This is a genomic window from Agrococcus beijingensis (assembly GCF_030758955.1).
GTDB classification, from domain to species: Bacteria; Actinomycetota; Actinomycetes; order Actinomycetales; family Microbacteriaceae; genus Agrococcus; species Agrococcus beijingensis.
Genome location: NZ_CP132360.1, coordinates 2,589,804 through 2,610,863 on the forward strand (window position 1 = coordinate 2,589,804; position 21,060 = coordinate 2,610,863).

At 71.9% G+C, this 21,060-nt stretch carries 18 protein-coding genes and 1 pseudogene; 15 read left to right on the top strand and 4 right to left on the bottom strand.

Annotated features, from left to right (window positions below; genetic code table 11):
- Nucleotides 1-372 precede the first annotated feature (372 nt).
- Nucleotides 373-996, bottom strand: coding sequence for a cytochrome c oxidase assembly protein (locus tag Q9250_RS14205; RefSeq protein WP_083428857.1), 624 nt, complete (start codon nucleotides 994-996; stop codon nucleotides 373-375).
- Nucleotides 997-1,065: 69 nt separating this feature from the next.
- Here Q9250_RS14205 and Q9250_RS12685 point away from each other — a divergent pair, with 69 nt between their 5' ends.
- The 5 genes from Q9250_RS12685 to Q9250_RS12705 all read left to right on the top strand — a co-directional run bounded on the left by Q9250_RS12685 (nucleotide 1,066) and on the right by Q9250_RS12705 (nucleotide 6,129).
- Entirely contained in the window at nucleotides 1,066-1,548 is a 483-nt protein-coding gene (locus Q9250_RS12685; RefSeq protein ID WP_306232233.1) for a DUF302 domain-containing protein, read from the top strand.
- A 49-nt stretch (nucleotides 1,549-1,597) separates the two neighbouring features.
- Nucleotides 1,598-1,870, top strand: a complete 273-nt coding sequence (locus tag Q9250_RS12690) for an SHOCT domain-containing protein (RefSeq protein WP_306232234.1) — start codon at nucleotides 1,598-1,600, stop codon at nucleotides 1,868-1,870.
- A complete protein-coding gene (locus tag Q9250_RS12695; protein ID WP_306232235.1) occupies nucleotides 1,870-2,664 on the top strand; it encodes a multicopper oxidase family protein in 795 nt (264 codons plus the stop codon). The genes Q9250_RS12690 and Q9250_RS12695 overlap by 1 nt, the downstream gene beginning before the upstream one ends.
- Nucleotides 2,665-3,063: 399 nt before the next feature.
- A complete protein-coding gene (locus Q9250_RS12700; protein WP_306233994.1) occupies nucleotides 3,064-4,743 on the top strand; it encodes a thiamine pyrophosphate-dependent enzyme in 1,680 nt (559 codons plus the stop codon).
- A 78-nt stretch (nucleotides 4,744-4,821) separates the two neighbouring features.
- Complete coding sequence (locus tag Q9250_RS12705; protein WP_306232236.1) at nucleotides 4,822-6,129, top strand: uracil-xanthine permease family protein; 1,308 nt, start codon at nucleotides 4,822-4,824, stop codon at nucleotides 6,127-6,129.
- Nucleotides 6,130-6,335: 206 nt separating this feature from the next.
- Here Q9250_RS12705 and Q9250_RS12710 read toward each other — a convergent pair.
- A pseudogene (locus Q9250_RS12710) lies at nucleotides 6,336-7,837 on the bottom strand (MFS transporter).
- Between the two features lie 435 nt (nucleotides 7,838-8,272).
- Between Q9250_RS12710 and poxB the strand changes: the two are divergent.
- The 6 genes from poxB to Q9250_RS12745 all read left to right on the top strand — a co-directional run bounded on the left by poxB (nucleotide 8,273) and on the right by Q9250_RS12745 (nucleotide 14,962).
- Entirely contained in the window at nucleotides 8,273-9,994 is a 1,722-nt protein-coding gene (gene poxB, locus Q9250_RS12720) for a ubiquinone-dependent pyruvate dehydrogenase (protein WP_306232239.1), read from the top strand.
- A gap of 16 nt (nucleotides 9,995-10,010) precedes the next feature.
- A complete protein-coding gene (locus Q9250_RS12725; protein WP_306233995.1) occupies nucleotides 10,011-11,294 on the top strand; it encodes an MFS transporter in 1,284 nt (427 codons plus the stop codon).
- A gap of 202 nt (nucleotides 11,295-11,496) precedes the next feature.
- A complete protein-coding gene (locus Q9250_RS12730) occupies nucleotides 11,497-12,678 on the top strand; it encodes an LLM class flavin-dependent oxidoreductase (RefSeq protein WP_306233996.1) in 1,182 nt (393 codons plus the stop codon).
- Entirely contained in the window at nucleotides 12,675-13,292 is a 618-nt protein-coding gene (locus Q9250_RS12735; protein WP_306232240.1) for a CE1759 family FMN reductase, read from the top strand. The genes Q9250_RS12730 and Q9250_RS12735 overlap by 4 nt, the downstream gene beginning before the upstream one ends.
- On the top strand, nucleotides 13,289-13,765 hold the full coding sequence (locus tag Q9250_RS12740) for a MarR family winged helix-turn-helix transcriptional regulator (protein ID WP_306232241.1): 477 nt from the start codon (nucleotides 13,289-13,291) through the stop codon (nucleotides 13,763-13,765). Before Q9250_RS12735 ends, Q9250_RS12740 begins: the two co-directional genes overlap by 4 nt.
- Before the next feature lie 81 nt (nucleotides 13,766-13,846).
- The gene (locus tag Q9250_RS12745; protein WP_306232242.1) at nucleotides 13,847-14,962 is read left to right on the top strand and encodes a phosphotransferase; all 1,116 of its coding nucleotides are present in this window, start codon (nucleotides 13,847-13,849) and stop codon (nucleotides 14,960-14,962) included.
- 27 nt (nucleotides 14,963-14,989) lie between these two features.
- Here the strand turns inward: Q9250_RS12745 and Q9250_RS12750 are convergent, their stop codons facing one another.
- Complete coding sequence (locus Q9250_RS12750) at nucleotides 14,990-15,652, bottom strand: response regulator transcription factor (protein ID WP_306232243.1); 663 nt, start codon at nucleotides 15,650-15,652, stop codon at nucleotides 14,990-14,992.
- On the bottom strand, nucleotides 15,637-17,280 hold the full coding sequence (locus Q9250_RS12755) for a sensor histidine kinase (RefSeq protein WP_306232244.1): 1,644 nt from the start codon (nucleotides 17,278-17,280) through the stop codon (nucleotides 15,637-15,639). The genes Q9250_RS12750 and Q9250_RS12755 overlap by 16 nt, the downstream gene beginning before the upstream one ends.
- A gap of 100 nt (nucleotides 17,281-17,380) precedes the next feature.
- Between Q9250_RS12755 and Q9250_RS12760 the strand changes: the two genes are divergently transcribed.
- From Q9250_RS12760 to Q9250_RS12775, 4 genes are all read left to right on the top strand, one after another.
- Complete coding sequence (locus Q9250_RS12760; RefSeq protein WP_306232245.1) at nucleotides 17,381-18,613, top strand: phosphotransferase family protein; 1,233 nt, start codon at nucleotides 17,381-17,383, stop codon at nucleotides 18,611-18,613.
- Nucleotides 18,614-18,653: 40 nt separating this feature from the next.
- Nucleotides 18,654-19,025 carry a hypothetical protein gene (locus tag Q9250_RS12765; protein ID WP_306232246.1) on the top strand — a complete coding sequence of 124 codons (372 nt, stop codon included), beginning with the start codon at nucleotides 18,654-18,656 and terminating at the stop codon, nucleotides 19,023-19,025.
- 129 nt (nucleotides 19,026-19,154) lie between these two features.
- The gene (locus Q9250_RS12770; protein ID WP_306232247.1) at nucleotides 19,155-19,574 is read left to right on the top strand and encodes a MarR family winged helix-turn-helix transcriptional regulator; all 420 of its coding nucleotides are present in this window, start codon (nucleotides 19,155-19,157) and stop codon (nucleotides 19,572-19,574) included.
- Nucleotides 19,571-20,836 carry an MFS transporter gene (locus tag Q9250_RS12775; RefSeq protein ID WP_306232248.1) on the top strand — a complete coding sequence of 422 codons (1,266 nt, stop codon included), beginning with the start codon at nucleotides 19,571-19,573 and terminating at the stop codon, nucleotides 20,834-20,836. The genes Q9250_RS12770 and Q9250_RS12775 overlap by 4 nt, the downstream gene beginning before the upstream one ends.
- Nucleotides 20,837-21,060 lie beyond the last annotated feature (224 nt).

Consider the following 21,060-nt stretch of genomic DNA (forward strand, 5'->3'; position numbering starts at 1 on the left):
CACTCGCGCCAACGCCGCGGCGAGCTCGCGTGCAGATCGGCCCGCCAGCGCGGCCGAGCAGGATCAGTTCATCGGCCACGATCCGATGCCGTCACCGCATCCGCTCCGGCTGGCGGTGCGGATGCTGCGCGGTGTCCGCGGCGCGCCAGCGCGATCGTCCAGGCGACGTCGGCGAGGAGCAGTAGCCCGCCGGCGTCATTCCACGCGACGTCATACGGCAGCAGCTCCCCCGCCTCGGCTCGCGCGGCGCGCGGCATGCAATGGGGGACGGCATCGACATGCGCCCAGGGTTGCACGGGTACGGATCCTGGCTATCGGCGGACGCTCAGATCCCCGTGGCGCCCGAGGCTTTCTGCGCTCGTCCGGACGTCCTTAACACTCCCGGCTCCGACACCACGTCCAAGACGCTCCACCGCGAATCGGAGAGCGATGGCGCGGCATGCGCCGGTACGACGCGGTCTCTTTGAAGCGACTCGATCGCCGGTCCGGGCCGCGGCGTCCTGCCGCTCCGGTGACGGCTCCCTCCGCCGGGGAGCTCAGCGCACTTGGCTTACCGCCACGCCGCCGGGCCGCCGGCGGGACGCATGACGTCCGGCTTCTCGGTACCAGCGCGCGCAGAAGAGCGCCACGATCGCGGCCTCGATCAGCTGCCCGCGTAGTACGTGAGCTGCGCGCCGGCTGCACGTCACCGACGGCATACAGGTCGGGAGGAGTGGCGAAGAGCGTCTTGGCGAGGATGCTGTGCGACGCCATCGTGGCGAGGGGTGCGACTGCGGTGATGAGGTGAGGCGCTCGATGCGGTGTCGAGTCGAGGCCGATGGCCGCGGTCGTCAGGAGGTAGCCCGCGAGGAGCAGGTGGGCGTGGACCGCCACGTGCACCAGCGAACCGGACTGCATCCAGCCGACCAGGGGTGTCGAATAGATCTGCCACAGTCCGCCGGCATTGAGACACGCTGCGGTGACGGCTCGCGTGTCGCCTCTCGCCTGGATGGACAGACGCGGGTCGGCGGGCGCCGCCCTCGCTCATCCACTCTTGTTCTCGAATACTCCTGGGGGTATAGTTGGATGCATCAGCGGGGACCGCGGATCGTGCCGGCACAAGCCTTCGGCCGACTCCCGCCCGCCCCGAGTCGCTTGGAGCAAGCCATGAGCTACGGCATGACCACGACAGTCGCCCTCCCCTTCGACGAAGCGGTCGCCGCGATCCGCGCGGCGCTCGCCACGCAGGGATTCGGCGTGCTGACCGAGATCGACATGGCAGCGACGCTCAAGGCGAAGCTCGACGTCGACATGCCCCCGCAGGTGATCCTGGGCGCGTGCAATCCTCCCCTTGCGCTCCGCGCGCTCCAGGCGGAGGAGTCCATCGGACTGCTGCTCCCCTGCAACGTCACGGTGCGCGACGCCGGCGACGGCACGTCGGTCGTCGAGGCGCTCGACCCGAAGGTCATGGTCGGCGTCACCGGGAACGACGCGCTGCGAGCGGTCGCACACGAAGCGGCGGACCGCCTGGGCGCGGCGCTTGCCGAAGTCGGCAGCGGCAACGAGTGACGGCGCGACCCGGACTGCGCCTCAAGCACGAGAACTGGGAGGTCGAAGCATGTTGATGGGCAACTGGAGCGGCATGGGCAACTGGAGCGGCATGGGCCCGGGACTGGGGTGGGTGTTCCTGCTCTTGATGATCGCGGGCATCGCGGCGCTCGTCGTCCTGACGGTGCGGCTCGCGACCGGCGGTCTGAACCGCGGAGGCGACCGGCCAGCGGACGCGCGGGGCGGATCGGCGCGCGCCATTCTCGACGAGCGCTACGCGCGTGGCGAGATCGACCACGCTGAGTACGACGAGCGAGTCGCACGCCTGCGCGACGCTCCTTGATGGAGCCGATCACACGCCGCCAGGCTCTGGTGCTGGGCGCCTGCGGCGCCGCGGGCGTGGTAGTCGGTGGGCTCGGGCTCGGCGGCACGGGTCTGCCCTGGATCTCGCCCGACACGACGCCCTCCGGGCCGCTGGCCGAGCCGAGCTCGCTGCGAAGCCGCGGGGGCGTGCTCCGCACCGAGCTGGTCGCCGCGGAGCATGAGAACGAGATAGCCGGCCGGCGGGCGCGTGTGCTCGGCTATAACGGCAGCGTCCCGGCCTCGACGTGGCGCGTGCGACCGGGCGACCGCATCGAGGTCCGCCTCGAGAACCGCCTGCGCGAGCCGACCAATCTCCATACGCATGGGCTCCACGTCTCCCCGACTGGCAACGGAGACAATCCCCTCATCAGCCTCGCACCCGGCGAGGTGTTCGACTACCGCTTCGACATCCCGCGCGACCACCCCAGCGGCGTGTTCTGGTATCACCCCCACCACCACGGCAACGTCGCCGATCAGATCTTCGGCGGCCTCTTCGGTGCCATCGTGGTCGAGGACGACGCGCTCGCGGTCGCCCGCGAGCGGGTGCTCGTGATCTCGGACATCTCGTTCGCCGGCGGAGCCGTCGCTGCCGCTTCGGAGGCAGATCGCATGATGGGCCGGGAGGGCGACTTCCTGATGGTCAACGGCCAACTGCTGCCCGAGATCGTCGCGCGGCCGCGGGAGCGGGAGCGCTGGCGGATCGTCAATGCCTGCACGGCGCGCTACCTCCGACTCGCGCTGCCTGGCCAGCGGCTAGGGCATGTCTCCCAATAGTGCGGCCCAGGTGAGGCAGGCCGCGAATGGCTCATCGCGGCTTGACAGCAATAGGAGCATCGCGCGCTGGAGCTGAAAGCGACGACCCTTTCGGGTCGTCGCCGCGACGCCAGCGCCGAGGCCCGTCCCGGGCCTCGGTTCCACGGTGGATCTGCAAACGAGGCCCGCAGTTGCCGTGCCGCAAAGACTCGGCGAACTTTCGCGCCCCGCTGACCGGCAAGGGCATGACCGCCTCCATAGCGTCAGTACCAGCACGGCACCACCGTCTCTTCCTGCATCCGTCCGCGATCCCTGGACGGCGGGACACCGCATCCGCCGATCGCGACGACGCGACTCGCGCTGGCCCCTCCCCCCAGAACTGCAGCCCCGCTGAAACCAGGAGTCGTCTTGACCGACCTCATCGCCGCGCCCGCACCGGCCGCCGCCCCCGCTCCCGTCCCCGCTCCCACCACCGAGACCGCGGGGCACGCGATCGTGCGCGTGCTCGAGGAGCACGGCATCGACCGCGCCTTCGTCGTGCCGGGCGAGAGCTACCTCGAGGTGCTCGACGGCCTGCACGACTCGTCGATCGAGACGGTGGTCTGCCGTCACGCGGGCGGCGCCGCCTACATGGCCGAGGCCGAGGGCAAGATCGGCCCGCTGCCGGGCGTCGCGATGGTCACGCGCGGGCCGGGCGCCGCGAACGCGCTCGTCGGTGTGCACACGGCGTGGCAGGACTCGACGCCGATGGTGCTGTTCATCGGGCTCATCCCGCTGGCGCACCGGCACAAGGAGGCGTTCCAGGAGTTCGACGTCGATGGCTGGTTCGGCGCCGGGGCGAAGAGCGTGGTGATCCTCGACGTCGCCGAGCGCGCCCAGGAGGTCGTCGCCGACGCGCTGTTCCTCGCCCGCGCGGGCCGCCCGGGACCGGTGGTCATCGGCCTGCCGGAGGACGTCATCCGGGAGTCGATCGAGCGTCACCCGCAGCCGCAGCTGCCGGTCGCCGACGGCGGCATGACGGGCCACGACCTCGACGCGCTGCGGGATGCGCTCGCCGGTGCCGAGAAGCCGCTCTTCGTCACCGGCGGCAGCGACTGGGACGCCGAGGCGTCGCAGCGCCTCACCCGCTGGCTCGAGCGCCACCAGCTGCCGGCCGTCGCCGAGTGGCGCACCGAGGGCATCGTGCCCTTCGACTCGCCTTCGTACGCGGGGCCGATCGGCTACGGCCGCCCGAAGCCCACGCTCGACGTGCTCGAGGAGTGCGACCTGCTGGTGTTTGTCGGCACGCTGCCCGGCGACGTGATCACCAACGGCTTCCTGGTGCGGCAGGGCTGGGAGCGGCGCAACTTCCTCGTCTCGATCGACCCGACGCTGCGCGGCCGCTCCGGTGCCGTCAGCCATCACATCCTCGCCCGGCCGAGCGCGTTCGCGCGCGACCTCGAGCAGATCGAGCTCGCCGCCGACCCTGCGCGCGGCGAGTGGACCCGCCGGCTTCGCGAGCAGCAGACCGCGTTCAGCGCGCTCCCCGACCGCGCGCCGCGCGAGGGCCGCGCCTCGATGGCCACCGTCATGGCGCACCTCGTGCCCGAGCTCGACCGCGACGCGCTCGTCACCTTCGGCGCCGGCGAGCACACGAACTGGGCGCACCGCTACTTCCCCACCCGCGTCTACCCCTCGATGGTCAGCTGCGGCAACGGCTCGATGGGCTACTCGATCCCGTCGGCCGTCGCCGCCTCGCTGCACTTCCCCGAGCGACAGGTGGTCTCGGTGGCCGGCGACGGCGAGTTCCTCATGAACGGCCAGGAGCTCGCGACCGCGAAGCAGCTCGGCGCGACGCCGCTCGTGGTGCTGGTCGACAACCAGGAGTACGGCACGATCCGCACGCACCAGGAGCGTCGGCACCCCGACCGCATCTCGGGCACGCAGCTCGAGAATCCCGACTTCGCCATGCTCGCCCGCGCGTACGGCGGGCACGGCATCACGGTCGAGCGCGACGCCGACGTGCCCGCCGCGGTCGAGGAGGCGCTGCGCCTGTGGCGCGAGGGCGACCGGTTCGTGCTGCTGCACGTGATCACCGAGCAGCGCGCGCAGGCGTACTGAATCGATCCCCGAGCGCCACTACGATCCGAAGGAGCGGTGACCGCCGCGCCTCGATCGACCCCGAGAGTGAAGCACCGCATGTTCTCCTGGCGCCACCGCGACGCGACGCACCTCACCGCATCCGACATCGTGCTCCCCGAGGAGCGCCTCGGCTGGGGCCGCACCATCGGGCTCGGCATGCAGCACGTGGTGGCGATGTTCGGCGCCACGTTCCTGGTGCCGATCATCACCGGCTTCCCGCCGTCGACGACGCTGCTCTTCTCGGGAGTCGGCACGATCCTGTTCCTGCTGATCACGAAGAACCGGCTGCCCAGCTACCTCGGCTCGTCGTTCGCGTTCCTCGCGCCGATCGGCGCGGCGACCGAGATCGGCGGCCCCGGCTTCGCGCTCTCGGGGATCATCCTGGTCGGCCTGCTGCTGGCGATCATCGGCGTGATCGTGCACTTCTCGGGCACCCGCTGGATCGCCGCCGTCATGCCGCCCGTCGTCTCGGGCACGATCGTGGCCCTCATCGGCTTCAACCTGGCGCCGGCCGCGCGCGACAACTTCGTCGCCGACCCGCTGCTGGCGGCGATCACGCTGCTCGCGGTGATCCTGACCTCGGTGCTGTTCCGCGGCCTCGTGGGGCGGCTCGCCATCCTCGTCGGCGTCGTCGTGGGCTACGTCGTGGCTGCGCTCATGGGCAAGGTCGACTGGAGCGCTGTCGAGGCCGCACCCTGGTTCGGGCTGCCCGAATTCACCTCGCCCACCTTCGACCCGGCGCTGCTGCCGGCGATCCTCATGTTCGTGCCCGTCGTGCTGCCGCTCATCGCCGAGAACCTCGGCCACGTGAAGGGCGTCGGCCAGCTCATCAACCGCGACCTCGACCCGCTCGCGGGCCGGGCGCTCTTCGCCGACGGCATCGCGACGACGCTGTCGGGCGTCTTCGGCGGCTCGCCCACCACCACATACGGCGAGAACATCGGCGTGATGAGCGCGACCCGCGTCTTCTCGACCGCCGCCTACTGGGTGGCGGCGATCACGGCGATCCTGCTCGGCCTCTCGCCGAAGGTCGGCGCGATCATCTTCGCGACCCCCGCCGGCGTGCTGGGCGGCGTCACCACCGCGCTCTACGGCCTGATCGGCATCATCGGCGTGCGCATCTGGGTCGAGAACCACGTCGACTTCTCGAAGCCGCGCAACCAGTTCGCCGCCGGCGTCGGCCTGATCGTCGCCATCGCCGACTTCACGCTCTCGGCCGGCCAGATCTCGTTCGGCGGCATCGTGCTCGGCACCGTCGCGACGCTCGTGATCTACCACCTGATGGATGCGCTGGAGAAGCTGCGCGGGCCGGGCGCCGAGGCGCGTCCTGACCACGCTCCGCCGGCCACCACGCCCGCCGAATAGCGCGCTTGAGCTAGGAGCGGAGGCCCTTTCGGGCCTCCGCCGCGAAGCCAGCGCCGAGGCCCGTCCCGGGCCGAGGGCCGCCGGCCACCACGCCCGCCGAGTAGCGCGCTGGAGCCATGAGCGGAGGCCCGTTCGGGCTTCCGCCTGCGCCTCTCACGCCGAGAGGTGCCAGCCCGGGACGCGGGCGGCGCCGGCGACCAGCCGAGCTACCGGGCCGCGCCGGCCAGCTCGGGCTCCGGCTCGGGCGCGCTGGCCAGCAACGGCATCGACGTGGTGTCGATGAGCGGGTTGTCGTCCTGTCCCGCGACCAGCTCGACCGCCTCGGCGCGCGTCTCGACCGTCGGCACCGAGCCGATCAGCGGCGCCTTCGCGGTCTCGCGCATGAACAGCACCGCGAGACCGCCGATGATGCCGAAGAACATGATGTAGAACGCCGGCATGTAGGTGTTGCCGGTGAGGTCGATGAGCGCCTGGCTGAACAGCGGCGTGGTGCCGCCGAACAGCGAGACCGACAGGTTGTAGGCGATCGCCATCGCGCCGAAGCGCGACGCCGTCGGGAACAGGGCGGGCAGGGTCGCCGCCGAGCAGCCGATCCAGAGCGCCACGGGCACGGCCATCATCGACAGCGCGATCATCACGGCCCACAGCTCGCCCAGCTGCATGAGCGCGAACGCCGGCAGCACGAGCACCACCACCGAGGCGGCGGCCATCAGGTAGACGGGCTTGCGGCCGATGCGGTCGGAGAGCCTGCCCACGAGCGGCAGGCATGCCGACATCACGAGCAGCACCGGCACGGTCGCGATCGCGGCCCACAGGCTCGACAGGCCGACCGTCGTCTCGAGGTAGGCGGGCATGTAGCTGGTGAGCGCGTAGCCCGCGGTGTTCGTCGCGGCCACGACGGCCATCGCGATGAGGATCGTGCGCCAGTGGTGCTTGATGATGCCGAGCACGCCGTGGCGAGCCAGCGGGTCGTCCTTGTCGGCGACCGCGTCGTGCTGGTCGGCGCCCGCCGCGGCGGCCTCCTGCGAGGCCTCGAACGCGGGCGTCTCGGGGATCCGCAGGCGGAACCAGATCGCCACGGCGCCGAGCGGGATCGCGATCAGGAACGGGATGCGCCAGCCGTACGCGACCATCGCATCCGGGCCCGACACGGCCTCGACGATGCCCGTGGTGAGGGCGACGGTCGAGGCACCGGCGGCGAAGCCGACGTACGAGCCGACGTCGAGCCACGACGACCAGAAGCCGCGCGTGCGGTCGGGGCTGAACTCCGACACGTAGGTGGTGGCGCCGGCGTACTCGCCGCCGGTCGAGAAGCCCTGCACCATCTTCAGCAGGTAGAGCGGGATGATCGCCCAGGCCCCGATCTGCGCAGCCGTCGGCAGCAGGCCGATGAGCGCGGTTGCGAGCGCCATCATCGCCATCGTGAAGAACAGCACCTTCTGGCGGCCGATCCGGTCGCCCAGCGGGCCGAGCACCAGCCCGCCGAGCGGGCGCACCAGGAACGAGATCGCGAAGCCGAGCAGCACCACGAGCAGGCCGAGGCTCTCTCCATGCCCGCGGTGAAGACGGCCGTCATCGTCACGGCCAGGTAGCCGTAGATGCCGAAGTCGAACCACTCCATGAAGTTGCCGACCACGGTGCCCGTGATCGCCGTGCGCACCTTGCGCTGCTTCACCACCAGCACGTCGCTGACCTCGAGCCTGCGCATCTCGCCGGTGTCGGGGGTGACGCCGGGTGTCGAGGGGGCGGATGCGTCGGCTGCCGACGGGCGGTCGGCGGGCGTGGGCGCTGGGGGCTGCAGTTGGTGCGAAGGCATCGTGGGTTTCGTCTCTTCTCTTCTGTTTCGATTCGTGGCGCGACGAAGCGGGTCGGCGCGCGGTCGGCAACGGTACCGAAGCGCTCGCAGAGGCATTCGGAGGTTCGGTTGCTATCGCGTGCACGTGCCCGCGTGCGCACGCACGCGCACGCGCACGCGGGTGATGAGGCACGGATCGTGACGCGCGCGCCAACTGCCGGGCGAGTCCCGGGGCGCGGGACGCGCCCCGGCGTTGGGGTCGCGAGGGATGCCAGAAATGGCATCCCTCCCCAGCTCCACCGCGCATCCGCCCTGTCCGTGACCGCGTCGGCGTGCCAGGGTGGCGGCATGGGGTCGGTCGCGGAGAACATCGTCCAGACGCTCGTCAGCAACGGCGTCCGGCGCGTCTACGGGCTGCCCGGCGACTCGCTCAACGCGTTCACCGAGGCGATCCGCACCGAGGACGCCCTCGAGTGGGTGCACGTGCGCCACGAGGAGACCGCCGCCTTCGCGGCCGGGGCGGAGGCCGAGATGACCGGCGAGCTCGCGGTGTGCGCGGGCAGCTGCGGCCCTGGCAACCTGCACCTCATCAACGGGCTCTTCGACGCCAACCGCAGCAGGGTGCCGGTGCTGGCGATCGCCGCGCACATCCCGACGGTCGAGATCGGCACGAACTACTTCCAGGAGACGCACCCGCAGGAGCTCTTCCGCGAGTGCTCCGTCTACGTCGAGTACGTCGCCTCGCCCGAGCAGATGCCCAGGCTGCTCGAGATCGCGATGCGCGCCGCGCTCGAGCAGCGCGGCGTGGCGGTGCTGGTGATCCCCGGCGACGTCGCCTCCGCCCCGATCGCCGACGACCGGCGCACCGTGATCCGGCGCGCGCAGTCGGCGACGGTGCCGGTCGCCGAGCAGCTGCGCGAGGCCGCTGACGCGCTGAACGGCGCGAAGCGGGTGACGATCCTGGGCGGCGCGGGCACCGCGGGCGCGCACGCCGAGGTGCTGGCGGCGGCCGAGCGGCTGGGCGCCCCGATCGTGCACGCGATGCGCGGCAAGGAGCACCTCGAGCACGACAACCCCTACGACGTCGGCATGACGGGCCTGCTCGGCTTCGCCAGCGGCTACCGGGCGATGTTCGATGCGGATGCGGTGCTGGTGCTGGGCACCGACTTCCCGTATCCGCAGTTCTACCCGGACAACGCGACGATCGTGCAGGTCGACATCCGCGGATCGCAGCTGGGGCGCAGGCACCCCATCGATGTCGGGCTCGTCGGCGGCGTGCGCGAGACGCTGGAGGCGCTGCTGCCCCTGCTCGAGCAGAAGCGCGGCAAGCACCTGCAGGACGCCCAGAAGCACTACGCCAAGACGCGCGAGAAGCTCGATGACCTCGCGACCCCTGCCGGCAGGGGCAGGGCCGTGCACCCCCAGTACCTGGCGCGGCGCATCAGCGAGCTGGCCGCGGACGACGCCGTCTTCATCCCGGACGTCGGCTCTCCGGTGGTCTACGCATCCCGCTATCTCACGATGAACGGCAGGCGTCGCCTGCTGGGATCGTTCAGCCACGGGTCGATGGCCAACGCGGTGCCGCAGGCGATCGGCGTGCTCGGCCAGGATCGCGCGCGGCAGACGATCACGCTCTCGGGCGACGGCGGCCTGACCATGCTGTTGGGCGATCTGCTGACGCTCACGCAGAACCAGCTGCCCGCCAAGGTCGTGGTGTTCAACAACTCGTCGCTCAACTTCGTCGACCTCGAGATGAAGGCGGCCGGCCTGATGCCGTTCGCCACCGAGCTGGAGAACCCCGACTTCGCGGCCGTGGCCGAGGCGATGGGCATCAAGGGCATCCGCGTCGAGGACTCCGACGGCGTCGACGCCGCCCTCACCGAGGCGTTCGCGCACGACGGGCCGGCGTTGGTCGACGTCGTCTGCGACTCGCTGGAGCTGACGATCCCGCCGACGATCGCGTTCGAGCAGGCGAAGGGCTTCGCGCTCTACGCGATCCGCACCGTGCTGTCGGGGCGCGGCGACGAGCTGCTCGACCTGGCTCGCACCAACTGGCGCCAGCTGTTCTGACGCCGTGAACCCAGCGATGCGCGCCCTGCCCAGCCCCCGCCGCGTGCAGGGCACCTACTACGTGCTGGTGCTCGGCAACACGCTCGCGGCGTCGTTCATCTGGGGCATCAACACGCTCTTCCTGCTCGATGCGGGGCTGACGAACTTCGAGGCGTTCGCCGCCAACGCGTTCTACACGGTGGGCGTGCTCGTCTTCGAGATCCCGACGGGGGTCGTCGCCGACACGCTCGGGCGCCGCGCCTCGTACCTGCTCGGCAGCCTGACGCTCGCCGTCACCACCACCCTCTACTGGCTGATGTGGCTGTGGGAAGCGCCGTTCTGGGGCTGGGCGCTGGTGTCGGTGCTGCTCGGGCTCGGCTTCACGTTCTTCACGGGAGCCGTGGATGCGTGGCTCGTCGACGCGCTCAAGGCCAGCGGGTACACCGGCAGCCTCGAGACCGTGTTCGGCCGCTCGATGATCGTCAGCGGCGGCGCCATGCTGGTCGGCTCGGTGCTCGGCGGCGTGATCGCGCAGCTGACCGACCTGGGCGTGCCGTTCCTGATCCGGGCGGGCGTGCTGGTCGCGATGGTGGTCGTCGCGGGGCTGCTGATGCGCGACGTCGGCTTCACGCCGGATCGCTCGCAGGGCCCGATCGCCGCGACCCGCACGGTGCTGCGCTCGTCGATCACGCACGGGCTGGGCAATCCGCCGGTGCGGTGGCTGATGCTCGCGAGCCCCTTCACCGCGGGTGTCGGCTTCTACGCGTTCTACGCGCTGCAGCCCTACCTGCTCGAGCTCTGGGGCGACCCCGAGGCGTACTCGATCGCGGGGCTCGCGGCCGCGGTGCTCTCGGGCTCGGCGATGCTGGGCGGGCTGCTGGCGCCACGGGTGCGGCGGCTGTTCCGCAAGCGCACGTCGACGATCCTGCTCGCCACCGTCGCGGGCGTGGTGGTGCTGATCGGGCTGGGGCTGCAGCCCAGCTTCTGGGTGGCGATCGTGCTGGTCGCCGTCTGGGGCGTGATGTCGTCGATCGACGACCCCGTCCACCGCGCCTATCTCAACGACATGATCCCCTCGAAGCAGCGCGCGACGGTGCTGTCGTTCGACTCGCTGCTGGGATCGGGCGGCAGCGTCATCGCGCAGCCGATCCTCGGCCGCTCGGCCGACCTGGGCGGCTACGGCTTCTCGCTGCTGCTGAGCGGCGCCATCTCGGCGGCCGCGATCCCCTTCGTGCTGCTCAGCCGCGCCCAGCGCCACCCCGCCGACGCGGCATCCGCCACCGACGAGGGGCTCGCGGGCGACCCGACGACCAGCGTCTGACGGGATCTCAACGTGTCAGGTGCGCCTATGCCGCACTCCCTGCGTCATGCACGCACCTGGCACGTTGAGATCGCTGGCGGCTCGCTGTGCCACCATGCTTGCGAACCCACCGAGGCGGGAATACCTCGCGGGAACTGCCCGTTGCATCTATCGTTCAAGTTTGAAAGACTTGCCCGTGACGGAAGGACACCCCATGAGCAGCATGCAGTTCGGCATCTTCTCGGTGAGCGACATCACCCAGGACCCCACGACCGGCCGCACCCCCAGCGAGCACGAGCGCATCAAGGGCTGGGTCGCGATGGCGAAGAAGGCCGAGGAGGTCGGCCTCGACGTCTTCGCCGCCGGCGAGCACCACAATCCGCCGTTCTTCTCCTCCTCGCCCACGACCGCGCTCGGCTACATCGCCGCGCAGACCGAGCGGCTCATCCTCTCGACCGCGACGACGCTCATCACGACGAACGACCCGGTGAAGATCGCCGAGGACTTCGCGATGCTGCAGCACCTCAGCGACGGCCGCGTCGATCTGACGCTCGGCCGCGGCAACACCGGCCCCGTCTACCCGTGGTTCGGCAAGGACATCCGCGACGGCATCGAGCTCGCGATCGAGAACTACGCGCTGCTGCGCAAGCTGTGGAGCGAGCCGGTCGTCAACTGGCAGGGCAAGCACCGCACGCCGCTCACCGGCTACACCTCGACGCCCGCGCCGCTCGACGGCGTCGCGCCCTTCGTCTGGCACGGCTCGATCCGCTCGCCGCAGATCGCCGAGCAGGCCGCGTACTACGGCGACGGCTTCTTCCACAACAACATCTTCTGGAACAAGGAGCACACGGAGCGCATGGTGCAGCTCTACCGCGCGCGCTTCGCCCACTACGGCCACGGCGCCCCCGAGGAGGCGATCGTCGGCCTCGGCGGCCAGATCTTCATGAAGCCGACCGAGCGCGAGGCGAAGGAGCGCTTCCGCCCCTTCTTCGACGTGGCTCCCGTCTACGGCCACGGCCCGACGCTCGAGGAGTTCACCGAGATGACGCCGCTCACCGTCGGCACGCCCGAGCAGGTCATCGAGCGCACGCTCTCGTTCCGCGACTACGCCGGCGACTACCAGCGCCAGCTGTTCCTCGTCGACCACGCCGGACTGCCGCTCGAGGAGGTGCTCGAGCAGATCGAGATCCTCGGCACCGAGGTGGTGCCGGTGCTGCGCCGCGAGTTCGACTCGGTGCGGCAGGCCGGGGTTCCGGATGCGCCCACGCACGCCGCGCGCGTCGCCAAGGCCGTCGAGGCGGGCACGCAGCTCGGCGAGCAGGGCAACGCCTGGAAGCAGCAGGGCGCGCGCGACGACCTCGACACCGGAGCCGCGATCGCGCAGCAGGCGGGCGAGCGAGCATGACCAAGCCGCGCATCGCCGTCGTCTCGGCCGGGCTGGGCGAGCCGTCGAGCACCAGGCTGCTCGCCGATCGCCTGCGCGACGCGACGCTCCGCGCGCTCGCCGGGCACGGCCAGCACGCGGAGGCCGTCGACATCGTGCTGCGGCCGCTGGCCGGCGACATCGCCTCGCACATGCTCACGCACAACCCCTCGGAGGCGCTCGACGCGGCCATCAAGGAGGTCATCGACGCCGAGGCGATCATCGCCGTGACGCCGACCTTCAACATGTCGTACTCGGGCCTGTTCAAGTCGTTCTTCGACGTGATCGAGGAGGGGCAGCTGTCGTCGATCCCGACCGCGCTCGGCGCGACCGGCGGCTCGGCACGCCACTCGATGGTGATGGACACCGCCATGCGGCCGATGTTCACCTACCTCAAGGCGCAGGTCGTGCCCACCGCGATCTTCGCCGCCAGCGAGGACTGGGGCACCGCATCGGGGCTCGACCGCCGCATCGAGCGCGAGGGCAAGGAGCTCGCCGACCTGATGGTCGCGATGCCCCGCCGCCGCGAGGCCGACCCCTTCGACACGTCGGGCGACGCCTTCCTCTCCTTCGAGCAGATGCTGGGGCACGCGTGAGTGCCGATGACCTCGCCCCGCGCGCCTGGCGGGCGTACTTCGAGGGATCCCGGATGCTCGAGAACGAGCTCGAGCGACGCTTGAAAGCGTCGTGCGACCTCGACCTCGGCGACTTCAACGTGCTGCTGCTGCTGTCGGAGGCACCCGGCACGCGGATGCGCATGGGCGACGTCGCGCGCAAGCTCGCGTTCGCGCCCGGCCGCCTCACGTACCGCGTCAGCGCGCTCGAGGGGCAGGGCCTCGTCGTGCGGGAGCCGAGCGCGACCGACCGGCGCGGGACGGATGCGGTGCTCACCGACGCAGGCCGCACGCGGCTGCGCAAGACCCGGCCCGTGCACGCCCGCCACGTCGAGGAGCTCTTCCTGAGCGGGCTCGACGTCGAGGCGCTGGAGGTGCTCGACCGCGTGTTCGCGCCGCTGCGGTCGCGCCTGCTCGCCCGCCGCGCGGACGACGCGACCGAACCGCTGGCGTAGCCCGCCGCATCCGCCCCCCTTAGCGTCGAGACCTGTGGAGACGTCTTCGCGAGTCTCAGCAGACGCTGGGACGATGGAGCGGTGCTGGAGCAGCGGTTGCTGGAGAAGGCGATCGGGGAACCCGGTCGCCTGATCGCGGTCGAGCCCTTCGGCCACGGCAGCATCGCCCGCTTCACGATCGATGCCGGCGAGCGCGCCGGCGACTGGTTCGTCGACACCTCGCGCCAGCCCGTCGCCGAGGAGACCGGCTTCGTGATCCGCTCGCACGAGGGGACCGTCGCGCGCATCTGGCAGCACCCGCTCGATCCGCGGCTGCCGGCGCTGCGCACCGCCGTCGATCCCGAGCGGCTCGCGCGCATCGCGGGCGCGGCCGGCAGCGAGGGCGAGATCGAGGCGCGCGTGCTCGCCTACCGGCCGGGCCGCCGCGCGGTCGTGCGCCTGACGCAGCACGGCGTGCACCTGTTCGTGAAGGTCGTGCGGCCCGGCGAGGCCGAGGAGCTGGTGGCGATCCACGAGGCGTGCCGCGCGGCCGGCGTGCCCGCGCCCGAGGTGGCGCACTGGTCGCCGAGCGGCGTGGTGGTGGTGCGCGACGCGGTCGGCACGCCCGGCCCCGTCGTCGCGGCGCGGATGCCCGCCGCCGAGCTGCTCGACGCGGTCGACGCGCTGCGCGAGGCGCTGCTGGGCGTGCGCACCCGCCGCATCGCCCGCGCCTCGGTGGGCGTGCGGCTCGACTGGCACGTCGAGCGCCTCGCCGCCGGCCTGCCCGAGCGGGCCGCAGACGTGCGCGCCCTGCTGCCGGGCCTGCTCGCCAACGTGCGCAGGGTCGGGCCGCCGCAGGTGATCCACGGCGACCTGCACATCGGCCAGATCTTCTGCACCGACGGGGCCGTCTCCTCGGTCATCGACGTCGACACGACCGGGCTCGGCGATCCCAGCGACGACTGCGCGGCGTTCGTGGGCCACGCGATCGCGAGCGCGGTGCGCAACGAGGTCGCCGGGCGCAGCGCCGATGCCGCGGTGCTGCAGGGCATCGCCGGTGCCGCCGCCGAGCGCTGGCTCGTCGACGCGCACACCACGGCGCTCACGACGCTGCACCTGCTGGGCCATGCGATCCGCATCGTCGACCGCAATCCGGCCGCGGCGCACCTGCTGCTCGACCGCGCCCTCGTGACCGGAGGCATCCGCCCCGCTTCCTGACGGGGCGCCCGAGGCCGACGCTCCGCGTCAGACCAGCCGGTAGCCCATGCCGCGCACGGTCTCGATGCGGTCGGCGCCCAGCTTGTTGCGCAGGTAGCGGATGTAGACGTCGACGACGTTCGAGCCCGGATCGAAGTCGTAGCCCCACACGCGTGAGAGCAGCTGCTCGCGCGAGAGCACCTGCCCCGCGTGGCGCACGAGCTCCTCGGCCAGCGCGAACTCGCGGCCCGACAGGTCGACGCCGCGGCCGTCGACCGTCGCGCGGCGCGTGCGGATGTCGAGCGCGAGCCCCTGATGCGCCAGCTCTGCAGCCGGGGCGCCGGCGGCGGCCGAGGAGCTCATGCGCAGCCGCACGCGCGCGAGCAGCTCGTCGAAGCGGAACGGCTTCGCCATGTAGTCGTCGGCGCCGCCCTCGAGGCCGGCCACCGTATCCGCGCCGCCGGCGCGCGCCGTGAGGATGATGACCGGCATCGTCGAGCCCGAGCCGCGCAGCTGCGAGAGCACCTCGAAGCCGTCCATGCCCGGCAGGCCGATGTCGAGCACCAGCAGGTCGAACTCGTCGGTGAGCGCGAGGTCGAGCGCCTCCGGCCCGGTCGGCGCGACGCGGGTGGTGAAGCCGGCCGCGGTCAGGCCCTTCTCGACGAACGCGGCGATGCGCGCCTCGTCCTCTGCGATCAGGATCGATGCCATGGCTGCTCCTCGGGGCGGTCGGGGGCGCGGGCGCCTCGGGCGGTGCCGTCCTGGCTCGCCTCCGCAGCGACCGGACGAGCGTCGGTGCGCGGATGCGTCGCCGCACCCGGGCGGGGCGGCTCCGGCACGCTCGGGGCGGGCACCGACGCCGCGGCGGCGGCGGGCTGCGCCTGGGCCGTTCGCGGCGCGTCGCTCGCGGCGCCGGCGGCGGCGAGCGCCGTCGGCAGCACGATCGCGAACTCGGAGCCGCCGTCGGCGTCGACGACCCGCGTCGACCCGTCGTGCCCCTCGGCGATGATCTGCACGATCGCGAGGCCGAGGCCCGAGCCGTCGTCGCCCCGCCCCTCGGCGACGCCGCGCTTGAACCGCTCGAAGATGACCGCCTTCAGCTCGTCGGGCACGCCGGGGCCGCGATCGCGCACGAACAGCTCGAGCGCCTCGTCGCGCACGCGCCCGCCGATGGTGATCGGGCCCTCGGCGTGGCGCACCGCGTTGGCGACGAACTGCAGCATCGCCTGCGTGACGCGGTCGGGGTCGAGCCGCGCGCGCACCGCGACGGCCTCGACCCGGCTGTCGATGACGGCTCCGTCGATCGCCTTCGCCTTGTGGGCGATGGCGTCGAGCAGCGCCGCCACATCCGTCACGCGAAGGTCGAAGGCCCCCGGATCGCGCAGGCGCGCGGCAGCGCGCAGGTCGTCGACGAGCCTCGCCATGCGGTCGAGCTCGTCGATCGCGAGGTCGCGGGTCGCGACGACGTCGGCGGCGTCGTGCTCGTCGACCAGCTCGAGGTGGCCGCGCACGATCGTCAGCGGCGTCTTCAGCTCGTGGCCGACGTCGCGCAGCAGCTCGCGCTGGCTGGCGAGCGCGCCGCCGAGCCGGTCGAGCATGCCGTTGACGGTGATCGCGAGCTGCGAGACGTCGTCGCGGCCGGAGCCCACCGGGATGCGCTCGGCGAGGCTCGCTGCCGAGGAGCGCTCGGCGACCTCGCGGATGCGGCGGATCGGGCGCAGCAGCCGGTCGGAGACGAGCAGGCCGATGAGGAAGGCGAGCGCCGTGGCGCCGAACGCGGTGAGCGTGAAGATGCGCGCGGCGACGTCGAGCTCTGCGAGCTGGGCGCCGACGTCGTAGCCGGTGGTGAACACCGCCGGCGGCGGCAGGCTCGGGTCGCTCTCGCCGACCGTCACGGGGGCGGCGATGTAGCGGATGCTCTGGCCCTCGTGCACGTAGGTGCCGATCACGACCTCGTGGCCGGCGGTCTCCTCGACCACGCGGTCGACGAAGCCGGGCAGCTCGTCGAGCGCCACGCTGGGCGTCGCGAACGGCTCCCAGCGTGCCCGCCCGTCGAGGATGCCGAGGGTGCCGGTGTTGTCATCGGGCGCGAGCCGCTGCACGATCGCGGCGAGCGCCTGCTCGGCGGATGTCCACCGCTGCTGCCCGACCACGAAGCCGGCCGATTCGAGCGCCGCGTCGAGGTTCGACTCGATCTGCTCGATCACCCGCGTGCGCTCCCACAGGTAGGCGACGCCGCCGGCGGAGAAGACCGTCAGCAGCGACAGCAGGGTGAGGATGCCGACGATCCGCGAGCGCACGGTCCACGCGCGCAGGCGGGGGCGCTCGAGCTCGGGCATGGCCCCATTCAACCCTGCCGAGGGCGCGCGGCCGGTGAACGGATCGTGAGAGGGCTCTCACGGGCGAGCGCACGAGCCCCGCATCTGCTGAGATGGTCGCGTGCAGCACTCGGTCGACCGCCCCGCGCCCAGCAGCCCGGAGGAGCAGATGCTGCGCGATGCCCTCGGCGAAGATCTCGACGGCGAGCTGCGGGTGCTGAGCCGCGAGCCGTACGGCTCGGGGGCGCTGACGGGCTTCGAGGAGGCCGGCGAGCAGAGCCGCTACTGGTACGTCGACACCTCGGGCAAGCGCGTCGATGCCGAGACCGGCTTCGTGCTCGGCGACCCCGAGCGCCCCGAGGCCCGCATCTGGCTCCACCCCGCCGATCCGCGGCTGCCGGCGCTGGCGCCGGCCTCGTTCCCGGAGGCCGCGGCGACGCTCATGGGGCGCCTGGGCGTCTCCATCGACCGCCGCCCCGAGCTGCTCGTCTACCGACCGGGCAAGCGCGCGATGTTCCGGATGCGTGCAGGCGACCGGGAGACGTACCTCAAGATCGTGCGCCCCACCGCCTCGGCCTCCATCGTGCAGCTGCAGGAGCGCCTGCGCGAGGGCGGCGTGCCCGTGCCGCACATCACCGGGTGGTCGGAGCTCGGGATCGTGCTCACCGAGACCGCCGACGGCGTCGCGCTGCCGGCGCGGCTGGCGGAGATCGAGCCCGCGCGCCTGCTCGACTCCATCGACGCCCTGCGCACCGCCATCGCCGCCGTCGACCTCGGGCGCGAGGCGCGGGCGTCGCTGGCGACCCGCCACGACTGGTACCTCGAGCGCACGACCGTCGCGCTCGAGCGGCACGCGCAGCGGGGCGTCGACGTGGCGGCCCTGGCCGAGCCGCTCCTCGCGCTGACGGCGATGATCACGGGACCGGACGCATCCGCCCTCGTCGTCGAGCCGGAGCAGCTGCGCACCATCCACGGCGATCTGCACGTGGGGCAGCTGTTCGTCAGCCCCGACGACCCGAGCCGCGTCTCGGGGGTCATCGACATCGACACGGCGGGGTTGGGCGACCCGGTCGACGACGAGGCGGCGCTGCTCGGGCACCTGGTCGCGTCGATCGGGCTGACGACCGATGCCGCGCGGGCCGTCGGCTTCCGGCGGCTGCTGGACGCCGCGGCCGATCGCTGGTTGGCGAGCCACCGACCCGAGCGGGCGCGCGTCGTGCACCGCACCGCCGTGCACGTGCTCGCGCACGCGCTCGCCCCGATCGAGCGGGGCGACCTCGCCGCGGCCGAGACGCAGCTGCGCGTCGGGCTGGCGGTGCTCCGGCCCGACGAAGATGAGAGGGCTCTCATCTAGGGCTCCTGCGCCGCTCACCGTCGAGCACGAGACTGGAGCCATGAAGCGCAACCAATGGATCCTCGTCGGCACGGCCGGTGTGCTGAGCGTCGGCGCGCTCGGCATCGGCGCCATGAGCGTCGCGAACGCGCTCGACGTGCGCGACGTCGCCGGCGCTCCGGTCGCCGGCGTGCAGCTGCAGGGAGCGCAGGGCGCCCAGCTCGACGCCGAGCTGCTCGGCGCGAAGGCCGCGGTGGCCGACGCCATCGTCGCGCCCTCCCCCACCACCGTGGCCGCCTCCGCCTCGATGCCGCCGGCCGAGCCCGCGCAGGTGCAGCCGGCTCCGCAGCCGCTGTCCGCGCCGTCCCCCGTCGCCCCCGATCACTCCGGCGTCTCGGCGGCCTCCGTCGACACCGCACACTCGAACGACTGATCGGGCGCGGCCGACGGACCAGGCTCGACAGCGCCGGCTCCTGCACGGGAGGCCGGCGCTGTCGTATGCACGACCCGTCCGCGAGCGCCGTGGTGGACGGCCTTCGGGGTCGTGAGGTAGGCTAACGACATGCCCTCCCTCGTGCTCGCCGACTCCCTCCGCGTCGCGATGGTGCGCGTCGGCCGCCGCATGCGGCGCGAGCGCGGCGACGAGTCGCTGTCGCTGCACCACCTGTCCGCGCTCGGCGCGATCCAGATGGTCGAGGAGCCCACGCTCGCCCGCATCGCTGCCGCCGAGTGCGTGAAGCCGCCGAGCATGGTGAAGACACTGCAGCACCTCGAGTCGCTCGGCTACGTCGAGCGCCGCGACCACCCGAGCGACGGCCGCATGGTGCTCTTCTCCATCAGCGACTCGGGCGAGCAGATGCTCAGCGAGACGCGCGAGCGCCGCAACCGCGCCCTCGCCGAGCTGATCGACGCGCTCACCGCCGAGGAGCGCGACACGCTCGAGCGCGCCATCCCCATCCTCGAGAGGCTCTCCGAACGATGATGTTCCGGAGCCTGCGCCTGTTCAACTACCGCACCTGGTTCACCGGAGCCCTGATCTCCAACGTCGGTGCGTGGATGCAGTCGACGGCCCTGTCGTGGACGGTGCTGACGGTGCTCACCGCCAACGACGCCACGGCCGTGGGCCTCAACATGGCGCTGCAGTTCGGCCCGCAGCTGCTGCTCGTGCCCGTCTCCGGGCTCATCGCCGACAAGTACGACCGGCGCAAGATCCTGCTGGTGACGCAGTCGGCGATGGGCGTGCTCGCCCTCATCCTGGGCGTGGTCGTCACTGCCGGGGTGGTCGAGCTGTGGCACGTGCAGCTCTTCGCCCTCGCGTTCGGCATCGTGCAGGCCTTCGACATGCCGGCGCGCCAGGCCTTCGTCTCGGAGCTCGTCGGTCAAGACGACATCGCCAACGCGGTCGCGCTGAACTCCGCGTCGTTCCACGGCGCCCGCCTCGTCGGCCCCGCCGTCGCCGGCGTGCTGATCGCGCTCGTCGACCCGGGGCCCGTCTTCCTCATCAACGCGGTGACGTTCATCGCGATGATCGTGGCGCTGCTGCGCATCCGCGGCTCCGAGCTGCAGCCGAGCCCGCGCCGGGCGAAGGGGTTCGGCGACATCGTGCAGGGGTTCCGCTACGTGCGCAAGCGCGGCGACCTGATGATCATCTTCGTGATGGCGTTCATCCTCGGTACCTTCGGACTGAACTTCCCCATCTACATCTCCACCATGACGAGCGTCGAGTACCGCGCGCAGGCCGACACCTTCGGCATCCTCTCGAGCGCGATGGCGATCGGCTCGGTGACGGGCGCGCTGCTCGCGGCCCGCTCGACGCGGCCGCGCTTCACCTTCATCATCGGCGGCCTCGGCCTGTTCGTGCTCGGCTGCACGTTCGCGGCGGTCTCGCCGCACATCATCGTGTTCGGCGTCGCGCTGGTGGTGGCCGGCTTCACCGCGCAGCTGTTCATGACGAACGCCAACTCGATGGTGCAGCTCACCAGCGCGCCCGAGGTGCGCGGCCGCGTGATGGCGCTCTACGGCGCCGTCTTCATGGGCGGCACGCCGATCGGGGCGCCGATCGTGGGCTGGGTGGCGGATGCGTGGGGTCCCCGTGCCGCCATCATGGTCGCGGCGGGCACGTGCCTGATCGCGTTCATCGTGGGCGCCGTCTGGTGGGTGCGCGCGCGCCGCGACGACCGGATGACGCGCACCGGCACGCTGACGCTGCCGCCGCCGACCGAGTCGATCGACGTCGTCAAGTAGCCGCGTGAGTGAGCACCGCCCGGAGTTGCGGATAGCCGAAGGCCTCCGGTCGTGGAATGGAGCTGGCTCGTTGTAGTCGTCGCCGCCGCGCTACCGATCGAGCGATTGGTGTCGCGCCCACCGCGGGCTCGGCGACCGGCGACGGCAAGAGATCCATGCACGACTCCTCGCGACCCTTCGGAGCGCTCGTGCTCGCGTGCAGAAGCTGATGGCTCCCGGGGCGA

Coding starts and splice junctions, on each gene's coding strand:
- Q9250_RS12685 (WP_306232233.1), top strand. CDS start 1,066: ATGCATCAGCGGGGACCGCGGATCGTGCCGGCACAAGCCTTCGGCCGA.
- Q9250_RS12690 (WP_306232234.1), top strand. CDS start 1,598: ATGTTGATGGGCAACTGGAGCGGCATGGGCAACTGGAGCGGCATGGGC.
- Q9250_RS12695 (WP_306232235.1), top strand. CDS start 1,870: ATGGAGCCGATCACACGCCGCCAGGCTCTGGTGCTGGGCGCCTGCGGC.
- Q9250_RS12705 (WP_306232236.1), top strand. CDS start 4,822: ATGTTCTCCTGGCGCCACCGCGACGCGACGCACCTCACCGCATCCGAC.
- poxB (WP_306232239.1), top strand. CDS start 8,273: ATGGGGTCGGTCGCGGAGAACATCGTCCAGACGCTCGTCAGCAACGGC.
- Q9250_RS12725 (WP_306233995.1), top strand. CDS start 10,011: ATGCGCGCCCTGCCCAGCCCCCGCCGCGTGCAGGGCACCTACTACGTG.
- Q9250_RS12730 (WP_306233996.1), top strand. CDS start 11,497: ATGCAGTTCGGCATCTTCTCGGTGAGCGACATCACCCAGGACCCCACG.
- Q9250_RS12735 (WP_306232240.1), top strand. CDS start 12,675: ATGACCAAGCCGCGCATCGCCGTCGTCTCGGCCGGGCTGGGCGAGCCG.
- Q9250_RS12750 (WP_306232243.1), bottom strand. CDS start 15,652: ATGGCATCGATCCTGATCGCAGAGGACGAGGCGCGCATCGCCGCGTTC.
- Q9250_RS12755 (WP_306232244.1), bottom strand. CDS start 17,280: ATGCCCGAGCTCGAGCGCCCCCGCCTGCGCGCGTGGACCGTGCGCTCG.
- Q9250_RS12765 (WP_306232246.1), top strand. CDS start 18,654: ATGAAGCGCAACCAATGGATCCTCGTCGGCACGGCCGGTGTGCTGAGC.
- Q9250_RS12770 (WP_306232247.1), top strand. CDS start 19,155: ATGCCCTCCCTCGTGCTCGCCGACTCCCTCCGCGTCGCGATGGTGCGC.
- Q9250_RS12775 (WP_306232248.1), top strand. CDS start 19,571: ATGATGTTCCGGAGCCTGCGCCTGTTCAACTACCGCACCTGGTTCACC.